This is a genomic window from Gordonia namibiensis NBRC 108229, from assembly GCF_000298235.1.
Taxonomy (GTDB): domain Bacteria; phylum Actinomycetota; class Actinomycetes; order Mycobacteriales; family Mycobacteriaceae; genus Gordonia; species Gordonia namibiensis.
This window is the reverse complement of the sequence record NZ_BAHE01000055.1, coordinates 1-17,879: the sequence shown is the minus strand read 5'-3', so window position 1 is coordinate 17,879 and position 17,879 is coordinate 1. Positions and strand designations below refer to the sequence as shown.

Annotated in this window: 17 protein-coding genes; 9 read left to right on the top strand and 8 right to left on the bottom strand. The window is 66.7% G+C overall.

The genetic code is table 11. The features are described from left to right. Nucleotides 1–98: 98 nt before the first annotated feature. The 6 genes from GONAM_RS20305 to GONAM_RS20280 all read right to left on the bottom strand — a co-directional run bounded on the left by GONAM_RS20305 (nt 99) and on the right by GONAM_RS20280 (nt 6,876). Nucleotides 99–1,433, bottom strand: coding sequence for an NtaA/DmoA family FMN-dependent monooxygenase (locus tag GONAM_RS20305; RefSeq protein WP_006868626.1), 1,335 nt, complete (start codon nt 1,431–1,433; stop codon nt 99–101). A gap of 72 nt (nt 1,434–1,505) precedes the next feature. Next, entirely contained in the window at nt 1,506–2,279 is a 774-nt protein-coding gene (locus GONAM_RS20300) for an ABC transporter ATP-binding protein (protein ID WP_006868625.1), read from the bottom strand. Next, nucleotides 2,276–3,163, bottom strand: coding sequence for an ABC transporter ATP-binding protein (locus tag GONAM_RS20295; protein ID WP_006868624.1), 888 nt, complete (start codon nt 3,161–3,163; stop codon nt 2,276–2,278). Before GONAM_RS20295 ends, GONAM_RS20300 begins: the two co-directional genes overlap by 4 nt. Further along, a complete protein-coding gene (locus tag GONAM_RS20290) occupies nt 3,160–4,779 on the bottom strand; it encodes an ABC transporter substrate-binding protein (protein WP_006868623.1) in 1,620 nt (539 codons plus the stop codon). The genes GONAM_RS20295 and GONAM_RS20290 overlap by 4 nt, the downstream gene beginning before the upstream one ends. A gap of 60 nt (nt 4,780–4,839) precedes the next feature. Next, entirely contained in the window at nt 4,840–5,712 is an 873-nt protein-coding gene (locus tag GONAM_RS20285) for an ABC transporter permease (RefSeq protein WP_006868622.1), read from the bottom strand. Between the two features lie 3 nt (nt 5,713–5,715). Beyond that, entirely contained in the window at nt 5,716–6,876 is a 1,161-nt protein-coding gene (locus GONAM_RS20280; RefSeq protein WP_006868621.1) for an ABC transporter permease, read from the bottom strand. Nucleotides 6,877–7,192: 316 nt separating this feature from the next. On the opposite strand from GONAM_RS20280, the gene GONAM_RS20275 reads away from it, so the two are divergent. From GONAM_RS20275 to GONAM_RS20260, 4 genes are all read left to right on the top strand, one after another. Next, nucleotides 7,193–8,047, top strand: a complete 855-nt coding sequence (locus GONAM_RS20275; RefSeq protein ID WP_006868620.1) for a GntR family transcriptional regulator — start codon at nt 7,193–7,195, stop codon at nt 8,045–8,047. Nucleotides 8,048–8,131: 84 nt separating this feature from the next. Beyond that, on the top strand, nt 8,132–8,647 hold the full coding sequence (locus GONAM_RS20270; RefSeq protein ID WP_006868619.1) for an NADPH-dependent FMN reductase: 516 nt from the start codon (nt 8,132–8,134) through the stop codon (nt 8,645–8,647). Further along, nucleotides 8,644–9,150 carry a flavin reductase family protein gene (locus GONAM_RS20265; protein WP_006868618.1) on the top strand — a complete coding sequence of 169 codons (507 nt, stop codon included), beginning with the start codon at nt 8,644–8,646 and terminating at the stop codon, nt 9,148–9,150. Before GONAM_RS20270 ends, GONAM_RS20265 begins: the two co-directional genes overlap by 4 nt. A 125-nt stretch (nt 9,151–9,275) precedes the next feature. Next, nucleotides 9,276–10,061, top strand: a complete 786-nt coding sequence (locus tag GONAM_RS20260) for an SHOCT domain-containing protein (protein WP_006868617.1) — start codon at nt 9,276–9,278, stop codon at nt 10,059–10,061. A gap of 27 nt (nt 10,062–10,088) precedes the next feature. On the opposite strand, the gene GONAM_RS20255 is transcribed toward GONAM_RS20260, so the two are convergent. Continuing rightward, on the bottom strand, nt 10,089–11,411 hold the full coding sequence (locus GONAM_RS20255) for an aspartate aminotransferase family protein (protein ID WP_006868616.1): 1,323 nt from the start codon (nt 11,409–11,411) through the stop codon (nt 10,089–10,091). A 281-nt stretch (nt 11,412–11,692) separates the two neighbouring features. Here GONAM_RS20255 and GONAM_RS20250 point away from each other — a divergent pair, with 281 nt between their 5' ends. The 3 genes from GONAM_RS20250 to GONAM_RS20240 are packed head-to-tail and all read left to right on the top strand — an operon-like array spanning nt 11,693 to nt 14,345. Then, entirely contained in the window at nt 11,693–12,712 is a 1,020-nt protein-coding gene (locus GONAM_RS20250; protein WP_006868615.1) for a phosphotransferase enzyme family protein, read from the top strand. A 50-nt stretch (nt 12,713–12,762) separates the two neighbouring features. Further along, nucleotides 12,763–13,539 (top strand): 3-oxoacyl-ACP reductase FabG, encoded by a 777-nt coding sequence (fabG, locus tag GONAM_RS20245; RefSeq protein WP_040537087.1) that lies wholly within the window; start codon nt 12,763–12,765, stop codon nt 13,537–13,539. 20 nt (nt 13,540–13,559) lie between these two features. Then, nucleotides 13,560–14,345, top strand: coding sequence for a GntR family transcriptional regulator (locus tag GONAM_RS20240; protein ID WP_006868613.1), 786 nt, complete (start codon nt 13,560–13,562; stop codon nt 14,343–14,345). On the opposite strand, the gene GONAM_RS20235 is transcribed toward GONAM_RS20240, so the two are convergent. Next, nucleotides 14,302–15,591 (bottom strand): bifunctional 3,4-dihydroxy-2-butanone-4-phosphate synthase/GTP cyclohydrolase II, encoded by a 1,290-nt coding sequence (locus GONAM_RS20235; protein ID WP_006868612.1) that lies wholly within the window; start codon nt 15,589–15,591, stop codon nt 14,302–14,304. The genes GONAM_RS20240 and GONAM_RS20235 overlap by 44 nt on opposite strands. Before the next feature lie 302 nt (nt 15,592–15,893). Here GONAM_RS20235 and GONAM_RS20230 point away from each other — a divergent pair, with 302 nt between their 5' ends. Both GONAM_RS20230 and GONAM_RS20225 read left to right on the top strand, forming a co-directional pair. Next, entirely contained in the window at nt 15,894–16,856 is a 963-nt protein-coding gene (locus GONAM_RS20230; RefSeq protein WP_006868611.1) for a DUF808 domain-containing protein, read from the top strand. A gap of 230 nt (nt 16,857–17,086) precedes the next feature. Then, entirely contained in the window at nt 17,087–17,869 is a 783-nt protein-coding gene (locus tag GONAM_RS20225; RefSeq protein ID WP_006868610.1) for a sulfite exporter TauE/SafE family protein, read from the top strand. Nucleotides 17,870–17,879: the final 10 nt, after the last annotated feature.

Sequence of the window (17,879 nt, the reverse complement as noted above, 5' to 3'; positions counted from 1 at the left end):
GAGTGCGCCGACCGAGCGAAGCGAGGCCGCCGCGTATCGAGGTCACGCCACTGCGCCCCCGCACACCGAAGCATGCGGGGGCACAGTTGTTTCGGTTGTCAGAAGGCGCGCAGGTTCTCCCGCAGGGTCGAGCCGGTGTACTCCTCGCGGATGAGTCCGCGGCGGCGCAGTTCCGGCGCCAGGCCGTCGGAGATCATCGCCAGGTTCATACGGGTGGTGGGCAGGTAGAACAGGAAACCGTCGCCGCCCGCCTCTTCCATGATCTCGCCCATCTTGTCCGCGATGGTCGACGGTGAACCGACGAGGCCCATGTCCTTGACCTGGAAGCTGCTCGCAACGACCTCACGCAGCGTCTCGTCCTCGCGGCCTTCGAACAGACCTGCGATGGAGGTGTATTCGCCGTTCTGCTTGGACAGGTCGATGTCGCTGACCTTGGTGTCGGGGTCGATGGCGCCGAAGTCGATGCGCCCGCCCGAGGTGTAGGACATGTTCCACAGGTTGTACTCGATGGCCTTGTCCGTCTTGCGGAATGCCTGTGCCGCTTCGTAGGCGGCATGGGCCTCGGCGTCGGTGGCCGCGATCGTCGGGGTCGCGATGAAGAGGACCTTGATGTGGTCGGGGTTGCGCCCGGCGGCGGCCGCGCGGGCACGGATGTCCTCGCGGTAGGCCTTGGCGGCTGCGGCGTCCTTGACGATGGCGATCTGGGTGTCGTCGTAGTTGGCGGCGAGCACACGGCCCGGCTCCGAGCTACCGGCCGAGCACACCGGCACCTCGCGCTGCGGGCCGGGGATGGTGTTCAGCGGCCCACGACACTTGAAGAACTTGCCCACGAACTCGATCGGGTTGACCTTGGTGTGATCGGCGTAGACACCGGAATACGGATCGGCGATCACCGCACCGTCCTCCCACGAGTTCTGCAGCGCCTTGACGACATCGATCCACTCCATGGCCATCTCGTAGCGCTCGTCGTGCTCGAGGTGCCGTTCGTAACCGAAGTTCTGGGCGACGCGGTCGGTGACGCTGGTGACCACGTTCATGCCCACGCGGCCCTCGGTGAGGTGATCCAGGGTGGTGAACGCACGGGCGGCGAGGAACGGCGGGTACTGGATGGTCGACACGGTCGGGATGATGCCGATGTGCTTGGTCTGCTGGGTCATCAACGGAACCAGCGGCAGCGGGTCGTTCTTGGGGGCCATGAAGCCGCGACGCAGCGAGGTCTCGGCGGAGTTGTTGTAGGAGTCCTCGACCATCGAGGTGTCCTCGATGAGGATGTAGTCGAAGCCGGCGCGTTCGAGGCTCTTGGCCATGTCGACGTGGATGTCGGGCTTCATCCAGTCCAGGTGGTTGGTGCCGGTCCACGGACCGTCACCGTTCGTCGGGCTCCAGGGGTGAATGCCGAAGCCGTCTCCGAGGAACCAACCCATGTGGAACATTACGATCTCCTGTCGTGAGAAATGGTTGTGAGATGTGTTGCCACCGACCGGGATGGCCGGCGAGTCGTGGGGTCAGGCCGCTGCTTCCATGGCCTGGTACGCACCGACCAGCGTCTGCGTGTAGTCATTCGACGGCGCCTCGAGGATCGACATCGTCTCGCCGGATTCGACGACCTTGCCGCGGTTCATCACCAGCAGGTCATCGGTGATGAACGTGGTCGCCGGCAACCCGTGCGAGATGAAGACCAATCCGAGCGAGTGCGTCTTCACGTAGTCCTTGAGGAGGTTGAGGACCACGGCCTGAGCCGACACGTCGAGCGCACTGACCGCCTCGTCGCAGACGAGGAGGTCCGGTCCTACGACGAGAGCGCGTGCGATCGAAAGGCGTTGCCGCTGACCGCCGGAGAGCTGGTGCGGGTACCGCTCGACGAGCTCGGGTGCGATGCCGAGTTCGGCGACGATCCCATCCACGGCGGCGTCGGCTGCCTTCTCGTCGAGCCCGCCGAGGATCTGCGCCGGGCGGCGGATCGCCTCGCGGACGATCCGCCGGGAATCGAACGTCGTGGTGGTGTCCTGGGCCACGAGCTGCACCTTGCGGCGGTACTCGAGACGACCCGGACGACGTTCGAGCAGCCGGGAGAGGTCGCGGCCGTCGACCAGCACCTGCCCCGAGGTCGGGGTGGTCAGTCCGACAATCATCTTGCCGAGAGTCGACTTACCCGAACCGCTTTCGCCGACGATGCCGGTCGCGCGACCACTCTCCAACTTGGTGGTCACCCCGCCGACTGCGGTCACCTTGCGCCCGTACTTCTTGTGTACGTCGACGACCTCGATGATCGTGCTCATGCTGCGGCCTCCTCTCTCATCACCGTGTCCAGGGTCGGAAGACGGTCCAGCTGCGCGGAACCCAGCGTCGGCATGCACTCGAGCAGTCCACGGGTGTAGGGGTGGGTCGCGTGATCGAGGTTCTCGGCGGCGATGGTCTCCACGACGCTGCCGGCCTGCATGACGAGCACCTTGTCGGCGAAGCGTCGTGCGAGAGCGATGTCGTGGGTGATGAAGACCAGCGACGCACCGTTCTCGATCGTGAGGCCGGTCATGAGCTCCATGACCGACACCGCCAGGGATGCGTCGAGAGCACTCGTCGGCTCGTCGGCGATGAGCAGCTCCGGCTCGGACGCCAGCGCGATGGCCATCATCACGCGCTGACGCATGCCGCCGGACAGCTGACCGGGCACCGATGACATCACCCGGCGCGGCTCGACGATGCCGACCTGCTCCAGGCGGGCCTCTGCGACCGCGGCACGCTCCTTGCGGGAGCCGTACCTGCTCTTCGGCAGGACCGCCGTGAGCTGGCTACCCACCGACCAGATCGGATCGAGAGAGCTCATCGCGTCCTGGAAGATCATCGAGATCCCCTCGCGTCGAGCGGGGATCCGCTGAGCCTTCTCCGCCAGCAGCGAACGGCCCGACAGCGACAGCGTCGCCGCCGACACCTCCCCCACACCCGGCGGGATGAACCCGCCGAGTGCGTTGGCGATGCTCGATTTCCCCGAGCCCGACTCGCCGACGATCGCGACCCGCTCGCGCCGGCCGATCGTGAACGAGGTCGGGTGGACCTTCTCCACCCCGCCGTAACGGATCGTCAGATCGGTCACCTCGAGGACCGGGGCAACGGTGCCCGTCACCTCCCCTTCGGTCACCGCGACCTGGTCGGTGAGCGTGGTCATGGCTTGAGCTCCGAGTAGTCGATCACGCTGTCGGTGCGGAAGACATATCCCTCGACGCCGTTGGCGAAAGCGTTGAGCGGCTGCACGTATCCGATGTAGACGGTCGGCATCTGGTCCTGCAGGATGCGTTCGGCCTTGTTCCAATCACCCCATGCGGCCGGGGTGAGCGGCTCGCCGGAGGCATTGCCTGCGGCGATGGCGTCGTTCAGCGGTGCGTAGTCGAAGTCCGGCCAGTTGATCGGCGATCCCGGGGTGTAGAAGAGGGACAGCACGTACGGCGGGGACTGCACGACCGCGTAGTCACGGCCCATCGATGCCTGGAACGTCTTGTTGGCCAGACCCTCCTGGAAGACCGCCGAGTTCACCTCGTTGAGAGTGACCTCGAATCCCGCGGCGCGGGCGGCGGTCTGGATCTGGACGGCCGTCTCCTTGAGATCCGGCACGGCATTGTTCACGGTCAGCTCGAACTTCACCGGGGTGGTGATCCCCGCGTTGCGCAGGATCTCCAGCGACTTCGCCGGATCGGTCGTGTTGCTCTTCAGGCCGCTGCCGTTGTAGTCCGGCAGCGTGTCGTTGAGAATCGACGAGATCGGACCCAGCCGACCCTTGTAGACGTCCTTCATGATCGCGTCGTAGGGAACCGCGTAGGAGAACGCGCGGCGGACCTCGACGTTGTCGAACGGTGCCTTGGTGGTGGTCAACGGAACGTAGACGTAGGCGTTGCTGGGCACCGAGAAGATCTGGGCGGCGTTGGCGTCGCGCAGGGCGACCTGGTCGGCAGGACGCAGTTGGGTGGCGACCGATGCGTCGCCGCTCTTGACGAGGTTGGAGCGCTGGCCGGCGTCGGCGACGACGCGCTGGACGACCCGTTTCACCTCGGGCTCGCCGAGGGCGTATCCGGGATTGGCCTCATAGACCATCTGCTGGCCGGGGGTGTAGCTGGTCAGTTTGTACGCTCCGAAGCCGAAGTCCGCGTTGGTCTTCGAGTACTCGACACCGTACGGATCGTCCGGGGTCGCATTCGCCTCCAGCACCTCGGAGTCGTAGATGGCGTACGGGGTGTTCGCCAGCAGCGACAGCAGTGTGAAACCGTGCGACGGATCGGTGATGGAGATGGTGACGGTGGCGTCGTCGACCTTCTTCACCTGGTCGGCCGAGGTGATCACGGGAGCACTGACGAACGACACGATGCTGGTGTCGACCTCGAACTTGCGCTTGAACGAGAAGATCACGTCGTCGGCGTCGAGCGCGTTGCCTGCGGCACTCTTGGCCTCGGTGTTGAGGTGGAAGGTGTAGGTCTTGCCGTCCGGGCTGACCTCATAGCTCTTGGCCAGCACGGGCTCGAACTTGAAGAGTTCCTGGTGTGCCGAGAGGCCGTCGGAACCTGCGACGTACGGGTTGCGGATGAGGGTGGCGCCGGTGTTCACGAAGAACTCCGCGGCCTCGTAGCCGGTTGCGCTCGTCTCGTAGCTGAAGCTCGGGGGCTGCGCCGCGGTCACGATGACCACGCCGCCCTCGGCGGAGTTGTTCGACGACCCGCCACCACACGCGCTGAGTGTCAGTGCGGCGGCGAGGGCGAGCGCGGTTCCGCTCACCAGTGTGGACAGTCTTTTCATGGTTATCGAGTGCTCCGTTCTGGGAAGGAATTGCGAGAGAAGCTGTTACGCGCGAGCTGGTCAGAACCGTCGGCGGCGGGAGACGAAGGTGGTGACCCGGGAGGCCGCCCACACCGAGTAGGCCAGAGCGAGGACCGGGAACAGGGCAGGCCACCAGCGTCCGACCGCTGCGTCCGCGGCCCCGTCGGCGAGCATGTTGCCCCACTCCGCGGTCGGGAGCGGGATGCCGACGCCGAGGAAGCCCAGGCCGGCACAGAAGATGATCCCCATTCCGAAGATCGCCGAGGCGTTCTCGAGCACGGGTGCACACGAGTTCGGGATCACGTGGCGGGTGAGGATTCGGAACTCCGATTCGCCACTCATCCGCGCCGCGGTCACAAAACCGTCGTTTCGCGTCCGCAGTACCTCGGTGCGCATCAACCGGCCCTGGAACGGCATGAGCACCAGTGCGAGTGCCAGCGCGATGACCACCGAGTTGCGTCCGAAGAAGGAGACGATGACGAGGCCACCGATCATGACCGGCATCGCCTGCACCAGGTCGATGGTGCGCCCGAGCGTCGCCGCGATCGCACCGAGAAGTCCGCCCTTGGAGCCGTACATGCCGGCGATCGCCCCGATGGCGAGGCCGACGGCCGTGGCGAGGACCGTCACGCCGATCGCGATGAGGATGTCGAGCCGGAAGGCGGTGAGCGTCCGCGAGAGCACGTCGAACCCGTTGGAGTCGGTGCCGAACCAGTGTTCGCCCGACGGCGCGGTCGAGGGGGTGCCGACCACCTCGGTCGCCGACTGCGGAGCCAGCATCGGCCCGAAGACCGCGAGAAGGAGCAGTAGCGCAAAGGGAATGAGGGCGGCGTAGTCGCGGATGCCGGCAGACCTACCCGAATTCTTCGGCCGGGCCGGGGTTTCCGACGTGGAGAGGGGTGCCATGACCATGTGTCAGACCTCCTGGTTGCGCGAGTCGCGTCGACGGGAGTCGAGAAGGCCGGTGGCCACCTCGGTGAGGAAGTAGACGATCAGACAAAGGCCGGCGATGACGACCAGGAAGGACCGGAGGGCGAACACGTCCGACGAGCGGACCGCATCGACCGCGTACTGACCCAGACCGCCGAGACCGAACAGTGATTCGAGGACCACCGCGCCGCCGAGGAGCAGGCCGAAGATCATTCCGAGCATCGCGACCGCCGACGGCAGCGCCCTGCGGTAGACGCTCAGGATGACGATGCGCCGAGGGGCACCCGAGGCGATCCGGAAACGAGTTGCCGGGCTGTCGATCTCGGCGTCGAGAGCCAACACCAGTGACTTCACCAGAATCGCCGAGTGCGCCACGGTCATCACCGCCACCGGCAGAATCAGGTGAGCGATGTAGGAGTTGGCCGCTGCCGTGTCCCCCGCGATGAGAGCGTCGAGGACCGGCAATCCGGTGACCTCGGCCGGTGGCATGAGGATCGGATCGAGGCGTCCGGACGGGGCCGGGACCCAGGCCAGCGTGGCGAAGAAGATGAACAGGAACAGGATTCCGACGACGTACTCGGGGATCGCGCCGGCCGAACTCGCGTAGGAGCGAAGCACTTTGGAGAAGTGATTGGTCGGCCGGGTGACGATCAGGTAGGACATCGGCAGGCTGACCAGGCAGGCGAAGAACAGGCCTGCACCGATCAGCTCCAGGGTCGCGGGCACCCGGGTGGCCATGTCCTCGGCGACCGGCCGGCCGGTGGCGATCGAGTCGCCGAGGTCCAGGCTGAACAGCGAGGTCAGATAAGACCAGAACTGGGAGACCAGAGATCCGTTGAGCCCGTATGCCTCTCGTGCCTGTTCCAGCGCGGCACCGGACAGGCGGCCACCCGAGGCGGACACCAGCGGGTCGCCGGGGATCAGCTGGACCAGGAAGAAGGCGACGACGACGAAGATCAGGAAGTTGACGATGCCGCGGCCGGCCGCACGTCCGATCCACGCCCACTCGGAAAGTCGTGCCAGGACTGCTCCGGCAGCAGACCCCTTCGTCCCGGCACCGCCACCGCCGGCGGTCGTCGTCGTTCGTCGTGCATCGACGGCGCTCGGGCCGAGAATGCTTGGTTCGACACTGATATCGACGGTCACTCGATCCCTCCCATCTGGGTCTCGATCTGTTGGCTCGATCTGTTGGGCCTGATCCTCTGGCGGATTTGTTTCGAATCCCGCGCCCTGGCGTGACTGATCAATTGCGCGGGTTCACATTCGCGGCATGGAGCCCGTAGGCGCAGGTCAAGGGGCCGTTCGGCATCGATGCGTCCGTTTTTGCGCCGAATGTGACGCGCGCAACTTGCACTGACCGATGCGCACAAGGGTCCTTAGACTCTCTGTTCATCGGCACTTCATCCCCGCAGATTCGACGCCTACCGGGGTCGACCGCAGTTCGAGATCGGAAGTGAAGCCCATGACGACGCCACCCCCACTTCACCCCCGCGCACGCGGTGGTTCCGCGCGCGGGCGCCAGGTGTCCTCTCGCCGCGTCCGCGACCTCATCCTCGCCTCGATTCGCAACGGCACCATCGACATCGACGCGCAGTTGGTGGAGGAAGACCTCATGATCATGTTCAACTCGAGCCGCGGCTCCGTGCGCGCGGCACTGAACGAGTTGAGCGAGACCGGCGTAGTGATCCGGCGCCCACGGGTCGGCACGCGTGTCAATCGCCGGGATCTCGGTGTCGCACTGGACGACATCTCCGCGACCGGTGGCGAACTGGTGCACATCCAGGTGACCGACCAATGCATTGTGCCGGCCTTCCCGCTCATCCGCGCGCGCTTGAAGATCGACGACGACGTCGTACGCCTGGTCGAGAACTCCTTCATCGCACACGACGAGATCATCGGGATGCGCAGCGCCTACTTCTCTCCACGATTCAACGCCGACCCCAATGACCTTCGGGACAAACCGATGTCGATGGCACGGACACTCGCGGAGTTCTTCGGGGTCGCGCCGGGTGGCGCCTCGGTCTCCATCGGCGCCGAACGGGCCGACGAACGAACCGCACGCCTGCTCGACGTCCGGCCCGGCGAGACGCTGTTGTCCCGGGAGATCCTCTACACCACCGCCGACGGCACCCCGGTGGAGATCGTCTTCGACCGCTTCCGCGCGGACCGGATCCGGTTCGAATCGCAGATCGACCACTCCGATGTGACCTGGTGCCCCGATCCCGAGCCGATTCCGACGTCGGAAGATTCATTGCGCACCAACGGGATAGCGCAGGGCCAGCGCCCCGACGAGATCGGCCGACCTCGCGCAATCTGAGTGAAATAATCGGTTGACCATTCGGCAACGTCGCCCGCGCACTCTGCAGGAGAACGCATCTCGCGACATTCGAAGGGGAGCATCGTGATCGTTTCCGTTGTGGCAGGCAACCCGAAGCCTGCATCGAGGACACTGACGGCGGCCAGCCTGTTGGCATCGACCCTCACCGGCAAAGAACCCGACCACGTCGTCGACGTGGTCGACCTTGGTGCCGGCCTGCTCGGCTGGGGCGACTCCGCAGTGGCGGCAGCCGTGGAGACCGTGGCCGGCAGCGACCTCGTCGTCTTCGCCTCACCGACCTTCAAGGCCACCTACACGGGCCTCCTGAAGCTCTTCCTCGACCAGTTCTCCACAAGTGACGGGCTCCAGGACGTCACCGCCATCCCGTTGATGCTCGGCGCCGGCCCCGCCCACTACATGGCGCCCGACCTGCTGCTCAAGCCGGTTCTGGTCGAACTCGGTGCGACCGTCCCGGCCGCCGGCCTCTACGTCGTCGACAAGCTCTACGACGACACCGAGGCATTCCAGCCCTGGGTCGATCGCTGGGGTTCGATCGTGCTCGCCTCGGCCAACGCGACCGTGTCGGCAGGTGACCGATGACCACGTCCGTCACCCCGACCGCCGACCTGGACAGCACCGAACTGCGAAAGGCGTTCGGCGCCTTCCCGACCGGCGTCGTAGCGCTCGCCGGAATGTCGGGGGCCGAACCGACCGTCATCGTCGCCTCGTCCTTCGCCGTCGGCGTCTCCCAGGAGCCGCCCCTGGTGATGTTCGCCGTACAGCAGAGTTCGACCACCTGGCCGATCCTGCGCGGCCTGCCCAGTCTGGGCGTCTCGGTGCTGGGCGAGAGCCACACCGAGGTGATCCGGCAGCTGTCCTCCAAGGACAAGACCCAGCGTTTCGCGGGTGTCGCGACGACCGTGTTGTCCAGTGGGGCACTGCTCCTCGACGACGCCCCGGTCCACTTCGAGTGCGCCATCGAGAGTTCACACACCGCCGGCGATCACGAGATCGTCGTGCTACGGGTGACCGGACTGGCCAACGATCATTCGAAGCAACCGATCGTCTTCCACCGCTCGGCATTCGCTCGGCTCAGCGCCTGAGTCGACCGGGTCCGCGGCGGACGACACCGTCCCGGACCCGGCACTCGCGGCACGTCGTTTCGTGACTCGGCCATCGGTGATTCGTATGTACCCTGTTGGGGCACTCCTCGACGAAAGACACCACGATGGACAGTCCGGTCACCCCCGAAGCAGGCAACGCCGTCGACGAGATCGCCGGACGGTACGGACTGTCCCGCGATGCGGTGTTGGCGATGCTCCTCGCGGTGAACGCCGGCGGCGGGACCATGGCGCAGTTCAACATTCCCGAGCTGGGCGGTTCCGGTCAGTGGATGCGCGGCGGAATGACGATGGTCGGCGACATGTTCAACAACTCGCTCAGATCCCAGGTCGATTCGCTGTGCAATGAGCTCGCCAACGTCCTGGCCACCACATCGATCTTCCCGCCCGCGCCGGAACAGCAACCGGGCGCCGGATTCGTCACCACGGGAACCTGGTGGCCGGCGGACCTCGGTGTGCCCAGCTCGACCGGCGGCCAGAACGACGTCCGGTACGCCGTGTTCCCGGCCACGCGACGCCTGGCCATCCAGGTCGCCGGGGTCACGCGGATCTTCGACACCGCGGATCACCGAATCTGTGGCGTCCAGCAACAGCAGGGCTCCGGGTACGGGTCGGTGAGCTTCTCCAGCCAGTACGGCACCTTCGACGTGTCGAGCCTCGTCGAACTCGGACCGCAGCAGGTCGCCGAGACCCCGGTCGCCGCACCTGCACCCGTGTCGGACGAACCGGCGCAGACTCCCGCACCCGCCGATGCCCCGGCGCCTCACACGCCGGCCCAGGATTCCTCCGCCATCATCGCGGCGATAGAGTCGCTGGCCGACCTCCACCAGCGCGGAATCCTGACCGACGAGGAGTTCGCGTCGAAGAAGGTGGAACTGCTCGGCCGACTCTGATCCGCGGTGCGCTTCGGCACCGCCCGATCACCCCACGGTCATGAGCGTCGCGGCCAGCGCGGAATCCAATGCCGTGCAGAACCAGTCGACGTCGGAGTCGGAGAACACCAGCGGCGGCCGGATCTTGAGCACGTTGCCGTGCTCGCCACAGACCGAGATGAGCACGTGGGCGTCCCGCATGGCCTCGACGATCGCCCGAGCACGTTGCCGATCGGGGGCACCGTCGTCGGTCACGATCTCCACCCCGATGTACAGGCCGGTGCCCCGGATGTCGTCGACGGCAGCATGATCGGTCGCGATACCGGCGATTCCCTCACGGAGACGGGCGCCGATCCGCAGCGCATGCGCCGGTAGCTCGTCGCTCTCGATGACGTCCAGCACCGCGGCCGCAGCCGCCATCGACACCGGGTTGCCCCCGAAGGTGTTGAAGTAGGGCTGCGTCGTCGCGAATCGCTCGAGGACCGCGGACCGGACGGCCATCGCGGACACCGGCAGACCGTTGCCCATGGGTTTGCCCATCGTGACGATGTCGGGCCGCACTCCGTGCCGGTCGAAGCCCCACATGGCCTCGCCGGTCCGGCCGAATCCCGGCTGCACCTCGTCGGCGATGAAGACCGCGCCCCGCTCCCGAACCGCCGCGACCGCAGGGGCGAGGGTGTCACGTTCGGCGAGTACACCGTCCGAGGAGAAGATCGTGTCGACGACGAGGCAACTGACGCCGAAGCCCGCCGCCTGGAGCTCGTCGGCTGCGCGGCGTACGTGATCGGCGAACACCTCTGCCGTCGGACCGGGCTGACGCGAGTCGGGCGGCGGCACGGTGCGGACGTGGGGTCCGAGCACCGCCGGCCCGCCGTTCGACGGCGAGATCGCGGTTACCGCCTGGGTGTTGCCGTGGTACGCCTCGTTCGTCACGATCACCCCGGTCGCACCGGTGTGCATCGCCGCAACCCGCAGCGCCAGATCGTTGGCCTCGGAGCCGGTGCACGCGTACATCACCTGGTCGATGTCCGCCCCGAGGGTGCCGAGCAGCCGGTCGGAGTAGTCGACGATCCCGTCGTGGAGATAGCGGGTGTGGGTGTTGATCGAGGTCATCTGCCGCATCACGGCGTCGACGACGTGCGGGTGACAGTGTCCGACGCTCGCCACGTTGTTGTAGGCATCGAGATAGCGGACGCCGTCGGCGTCGAAGAGGTGACTTCCCTCGCCGCGCACGAGGTGGACCGGTTTGCGGTAGAACAACCGGTACGCCGGGCCGAGCATCCGTTCGCGGGCTTCGATGAGTCCGTCACCGTGCCGCCCCACCGAGCCACCGGTGTAGCTGTTGGAATCCATGATGTTGGAGAAGCTCACGTGGGGTCTTCCTGGGAGTAGGGTGATCCGGTTCAATCCGGGCGAGCATTTTGGTCTGCTCGGTGGGAACACTTCTGGGTGCGGTTGCGTACAGTCGGTTGGTCCCGGCCGGCGTCGTCGCCCTCATTCCTACGCTGTATTCCGTTGGTGGGCAACATATACACCAGTGGCCCGCGCCCGATTGTTTCCACCGCGTTTCGGCCGGCCCGTGCTCGCTACGGCCGCGTTAAACATCGCCTTTTGGTCTGCTCCCGGCCGAAGTTTCAGGTGACACTGTTCCGGTGCCCGGACTACCCCCAGACCATCGCGCATTCGCGGAGAAGGCGCTGCCGCTCTACGGCTTCGGTCCGTCTACGACGCTGCGCCTGCTGAGTCTGTCGGAGAACGCAACCTATCTCGCCGAAGACCACGCCCGCCGACTCGTTGTGCGCGTGCACCGTCCCGGTTATCACTCGGTCGAGGCCATCCGCTCCGAACTGCGGTGGATGGCCGCACTGGGAGCCGAGACCCCCGTGTCCACTCCCACACCGGTCGCCGCAGTCGACGGTGCCGAGGTCGTCGAGGTGACCGTGGACGGCCTCACGCTGCTGGTCGATGCCGTCACGGTCGTATCCGGATGCACCGCCGAAGAAGCCTCTCACGTGGTCGATTTCGCGACGATCGGTGCGATCACCGCACACCTGCACGAGCACAGTTCCAGATGGCCGGCACCTGCCGACTTCGTGAGGTTCACCTGGGATGTCGAGACCATGCTCGGCCCGGAAGCCCGGTGGGGGCAGTGGCGCAAGGCGCCCGGACTGTCCCCCGAGGACTGTGCCGACATCGATCGTGCCGTCAGGGTCATCACCGATCGGCTCACCGATTTCGGCACCGGGCCCGATCGATTCGGCCTCGTCCACGCCGACCTGCGACTGGCCAACCTGATGGTCGACCCGCACGCGGACCTCCCGGCGATCACGGTCATCGACTTCGACGATTGCGGATGGTCCTGGCACCTCGCCGATCTCGGGTCCGCGGTCTCGTGGGTCGAGCACGAACCCGGGACCGAGGACCTGATCGATGCCTGGCTGCGCGGGTACACCGCGGTCCGGCCGCTGCCGGACGACCATCTCACGATGATCCCGACCTTCGTGCTGCTGCGCCGCATCCATCTGACCGCGTGGGTGGCGTCGCACTCCGACGCCGACGCGGCTCTGGGCATCGCCGACGATTTCGTGTCCGGCACCGCATCTCTCGCGCGTCGCTACCTCGACGACCCGTCGTGGTTGCAACACGTCACCACGCGGACATCCGCAGCTTGACGGCTGACGTTCACCGCCCCACCCATGCACATCAGAGGAGCACCATGACCATGTTCAGCCTGGCCGACCGATCGGTGATCGTGACCGGTGGCACCAAGGGGATCGGGCGCGGAATCGCCGGGGTGTTCGCGCGCGCGGGCGCCGACGTCGCGATCGCCGCGCGTTCGGCAGCCGAGATCGATTCGGCGGTCGCCGAACTCGACGCCCTGGGGGACGGCAAGATCATCGGTGTCGTGACCGACGTCAGCGACCAGACATCGTGCAACGAGATGGCCCGGACAGTCCTGGAGACCTTCGGCTCGATCGACGTGGTCTGCGCGAACGCCGGCATCTTCCCCGAGGCGTCGCTGGCGACGATGACCGACGGGCAACTGAGCCAGGTCCTCGACGTGAACGTGAAGGGCACGGTATTCAGCGTGCAGGCATGCCTGTCCGCACTCGCCGAATCGGGTAGCGGCCGGGTCATCATCACCTCGTCGATCACGGGGCCGATCACCGGCTTCCCCAACTGGTCGCACTACGGCGCGTCGAAGGCCGCCCAGCTGGGCTTCATGCGCACGGCCGCAATCGAGCTCGCCGGCCAAGGGATCACCGTCAACGCGATCATGCCAGGAAACGTCCTGACCGAGGGACTCGTCGAGATGGGTGAGGACTACATCGCGGGAATGACCCGGGCCATCCCGATGAAGTCCCTCGGAACCCCTGAGGACATCGGCCACCTCGCCGCATTCCTTGCTACCCGGGAGGCCGGTTACATCACCGGGCAGGCGATCGCCGTCGACGGTGGCCAGGTGCTCCCCGAGTCACCGGACGCGATCCCGGCCTGACGGCGTCGCGACACCCGGTCGTGAGTGAAACCACCGGCGGGCCGGTCGCCGAGGACGTCCGGCGACGCATCCTCGCGATGCTCGCCCAGGGCACACTGGCACCCGGTGCCCGTCTCGGCACCGAACGCGACATGGCCGAGATGTTCTCGGTGTCGAGGTCGACGCTGCGCAGCGCACTGCTCCCTCTCAGCCGGGCGGGCGTCCTGGAACGCCGAACCGGCCGCGGCGGAGGCACGTTCATCCGAACCGACGTCGTCGAACGGCAAACCGCCGAATCAACCGGTCTCCCCCAGCTGCTGGCGGAGTCCGGGCATGCCAGCTCGACGCAGGTGGTCGGTGCGGAACGTCGCCCGGCGACCCCGATCGAGGCCCGCGCCCTCGAGATGGCCGACGACGCAGAGGTATTCGCCATCCGGCGCATCCGTCTCGCCGACGGTACGCCGCTGTCGGTGGACCTCGCCTGCTTCCCCGTGAACCTGGTACCCGACCTGCCGGCACACCCGCTGGACGGATCGCTCTACGAACTACTGCGTGCGAGCTACGGACTCGTCGCCGTCGAGACCACGGAGACCATCGAGGTCGGAACCGCCAGCGGCCGCGAGGCGGCCTGGCTCGAGATCGGCATTCGACGTCCGCTTCTCGTCATCACCCGAGTGTCCCGTGACGAGGCCGGAATCCCGTTCGAGTACTCCTTCGACCTCTTCCGAGCGGACCGCGTGCGTCTGACGTCCACATCGACGGTGGCCCGCGAGGTCAAGGGCGTTAATTCGCGCGCGACCCCACGGAGAAGTCACCGGTCTGGGTGACGTCGAACCCGCTGCCGGATGTGGTGCCCAGCAGGTGTCCGAGACGCTGGCGCTTGGCATCGAGATAGCGGACGTTGGCCGGCATCACACCGACGATCAGCGGGACGCGCTGGGTGACCTCGATCCCGCAGTCGGTCAGCCCTCGAACCTTGTCGGGGTTGTTGGTCATGACGCGCGCTTGGTCGATCCCGAGATCGGCGAGAATGGCTGCGGCGGCGCCGTATTCGCGGCCGTCGACCGGCTCGTCGAGTTCGAGGTTCGCCTCGACGGTGTCGAGCCCCTGGTCTTGCAACCGGTAGGCGGCCAGCTTCTTGAGCAGCCCGATTCCACGGCCCTCGTGGCCACGCAGGTAGACCACGACCCCGCCGTCGTAGCTGATGCGTTCGATCGCCGCGTCGAGTTGCGGCCCGCACTCGCACCGCTGCGACGAGAATGCTTCTCCGGTCAGGCATTCGGAGTGGACCCGTACCAGTGGGGCACGCTGATCGAGGCCGTTCCCGGACATCCCGGTGCTGACGAGGGCGATGTGTTCGGCGCCGGTCTCGGTGTCTCGGTAGCCGATCGCGCGGAGTTCACCGGTCGGGGTCGGCAGCACCGTCTCCGCTGCGCGGCGAACTCGGGGTGCCACCGACCAGCGGTCCGCGTCGTGGATGCGGCGGTAGTTGACCAGCTCCTCGATGGTGAGCACCGGGAGGCCCATGCGCGAGCCCATTGCGGCGACCTGCGGGTAGCGCATCATCGACCCGTCGTCGGCGACGAGTTCGGCGATCACCCCGACCGGGGCGACGTCGGCGAGTGTGCACAGGTCGACGGCGGCCTCGGTGTGTCCGGGTCGTTCGAGGACCCCACCCGGCCGGGCGCGAAGGGGTAGTACGTGCCCGGGCCGGGTGAAGTCTCGGGGGCCGGATGCGGCCCCGGCCAACATGCGCAGCGTGAGAGCTCGATCAGCGGCCGAGATACCGGTCGTGACCCCCTCGGCTGCGTCGACGGTCACCGTGTAGGCGGTGGCCTTGGGGTCTTCGTTGGTGGTGACCATCGACGGCAGTTCGAGCATGTCCGCACGCTCACCAGTCATCGGGGCGCACAGCAGACCGGAGGTGTTCCGCACGGTCCACGCGGTCCACTCGGTGCTGACCCGGTCCGCGGCCAGGATGACGTCGCCCTCGTTCTCCCGGTCGGCGGCGTCGGTCACCAGAACCGGGCGGCCCGCGCGCAGGGCATCGATGGCGTTCTCGATGGCGTTCATCTGATCTCCTCGACGTCGACGAAGAATTGGTCGTCGTGGTCTCCCACGACCTGTACGCCATTCGACACCGTCTCCGTGTCGGTATGGAAACCCGCGAGTGGCTGGCGAATTTCGCCGGTCGGCTACCTTGTTTGCGCAGGTGACGCGGCATCGTCGGGCGAAATCCGCCGCTTACGACGTCGCGTTTGGGGAAATCCGCCGATCCGGGCGAACGGGTGACCGACCCTCGCGCCGACTTCGGCATACTGTTCGGTGACCGACGCTCATCGAGCATGTAGCCATCACCGAACCGGGAGGTCCCTGTGGCCAGTGGTCTCGTCGCCTTGCTCGACGACATCGCGACACTCACCCGAGCCGCCGCCGCGTCACTCGACGACATCGGCGCCGCGGCCGGCAAGGCGAGCGTGAAGGCTGCGGGCGTCGTCGTCGACGACACCGCGGTGACCCCGCGCTACGTCGACGGGTTCACCCCCGATCGCGAGCTGCCGATCGTCCGCAAGATTGCGATCGGCTCGATCCGCAACAAGCTGCTGATCATCCTGCCCGTCGCGATGATCCTCAGCCAGTTCCTGCCGCAGGCCCTGCCGTATCTGTTGATCGCCGGTGGCCTGTTCCTCTCCTACGAGGGCGCGGAGAAGGTCTACGAGGCGATCACCGGCGGCCATCACGAGGAGGAGTCCGGCTCCCGGAAGGGCGATCCCGAGTTCGAGAAGCACATGGTCAGCGGCGCGATCCGCACCGACCTCATCCTCTCGGCCGAGATCATGGTGATCTCGCTGTCCTCGGTCGAGAACGAACCGTTCTGGACCCGCCTGATCGTCCTCGTCGTCGTCGCATTCCTCATCACCGCGCTCGTCTACGGCGTGGTCGCGATCATCGTGAAGATGGACGACGTGGGGCTCGCGCTCGCACAACGAGAGTCGACGTTCAGTCAGAAGATCGGTCGCGGGCTGGTCACCGCGATGCCCAAGATCATGTCGACCCTCACCGTGGTTGGCATCGCCGCGATGCTGTGGGTCGGCGGGCACATCCTCATCGTCAACGTGGGTGAGGCAGGCTTCCACTGGCCCGCCGATCAGCTCCACCACGTCGAGCACTGGTTCGGCGAACTGGTGCACGGCGGCTTCGGCAGCGTGCTGTCCTGGACGGCCGGCACCGTCCTGTCCGCGGTCGTCGGCCTGCTCGTCGGCGCGATCCTCGTCGCGATCCTGCACGTCATCCCGAAGCGGAAGAAGAAGGACGACGCCCCTACTGCCGCTGGTTGAGTAGGTGCAGAGACTGCGACGAGCCGTATCGAAACCACCTGGCCGTCCCCGCTGAAAAGCACCCCCGAAATACGCCCTCAGCAGCGGCGCCGACGACACTGTGTCGGCGGCGGGTCTGTGCCGGGCCTATCTCGGGGGCGGATCGCAGGGGTGGTTTTCAGAGGCCGTTCTCCGGTGGGTCGGCCCCCCGGTGACCGACCCACCCGGCCCACCGGGCACCCTCAGAAGTCGTGAGCACATGGGAACTATTGGCCGTCCTGCTGGCCGGCGTGGGTGCAGGCGCGATCAACACAGTCGTCGGTAGCGGCACCCTGATCACGTTCCCGACGCTGGTCGCGTTCGGCGTCCCGCCGGTGAGCGCCACCATCTCCAACGCCATCGGCCTCGTCGCGGGCGGCGTGTCCGGGACCTGGGGTTACCGTCGCGAACTCGAAGGACAATGGCCGCAGCTGCGGTGGCAGATGCCGGCGTCGTTCCTCGGCGCGATCGTCGGCTGCTGGTTGCTGCTGCATCTGCCCGAGACGGTGTTCGAGGCGGTCGTGCCGGTGCTGCTGGTGGCCGCCCTGATCCTCGTGGTGGCGCAACCGTGGATCCAGAAGTGGGTCGGCCGCCGGTCGACCGCACCGACCCACCTCGGGACGCCACGCCTCACCCCACCTCGCATCGCCACGATGATCGCCGGCACGTTCGCGGTCGGGATCTACGGTGGCTACTTCACCGCCGCCCAGGGCATCATGCTCATGGCGGTCCTCGGCATCGTGGTCCCCGACCACCTGCAGCGGATGAACGCCGCCAAGAACCTGCTGTCGCTGGTGGTGAACGTCGTCGCCGCCGTGACCTACACGCTGGTCGCCTTCGACCGCATCAACTGGTCGGCCGCCGCGCTCATCGCCGTCGGCTCGCTCCTCGGCGGCATGATCGGCGCCCGCTACGGTCGACGACTCTCACCCCGCGCACTCCGCGGGGTGATCGTCGTCGTCGGATTGATCGGGTTGTGGCGGTTGCTGGCCTGATCACCGGTCC

What these genes read in the sequence shown, in the direction of transcription:
- GONAM_RS20275 (WP_006868620.1), top strand. Translation starts at nt 7,193, where the DNA reads ATGACGACGCCACCCCCACTTCACCCCCGCGCACGCGGTGGTTCCGCG.
- GONAM_RS20265 (WP_006868618.1), top strand. Translation starts at nt 8,644, where the DNA reads ATGACCACGTCCGTCACCCCGACCGCCGACCTGGACAGCACCGAACTG.
- GONAM_RS20305 (WP_006868626.1), bottom strand. Translation starts at nt 1,433, where the DNA reads ATGTTCCACATGGGTTGGTTCCTCGGAGACGGCTTCGGCATTCACCCC.
- GONAM_RS20295 (WP_006868624.1), bottom strand. Translation starts at nt 3,163, where the DNA reads ATGACCACGCTCACCGACCAGGTCGCGGTGACCGAAGGGGAGGTGACG.
- GONAM_RS20290 (WP_006868623.1), bottom strand. Translation starts at nt 4,779, where the DNA reads ATGAAAAGACTGTCCACACTGGTGAGCGGAACCGCGCTCGCCCTCGCC.
- fabG (WP_040537087.1), top strand. Translation starts at nt 12,763, where the DNA reads ATGTTCAGCCTGGCCGACCGATCGGTGATCGTGACCGGTGGCACCAAG.
- GONAM_RS20235 (WP_006868612.1), bottom strand. Translation starts at nt 15,591, where the DNA reads ATGAACGCCATCGAGAACGCCATCGATGCCCTGCGCGCGGGCCGCCCG.
- GONAM_RS20260 (WP_006868617.1), top strand. Translation starts at nt 9,276, where the DNA reads ATGGACAGTCCGGTCACCCCCGAAGCAGGCAACGCCGTCGACGAGATC.
- GONAM_RS20300 (WP_006868625.1), bottom strand. Translation starts at nt 2,279, where the DNA reads ATGAGCACGATCATCGAGGTCGTCGACGTACACAAGAAGTACGGGCGC.
- GONAM_RS20285 (WP_006868622.1), bottom strand. Translation starts at nt 5,712, where the DNA reads ATGGTCATGGCACCCCTCTCCACGTCGGAAACCCCGGCCCGGCCGAAG.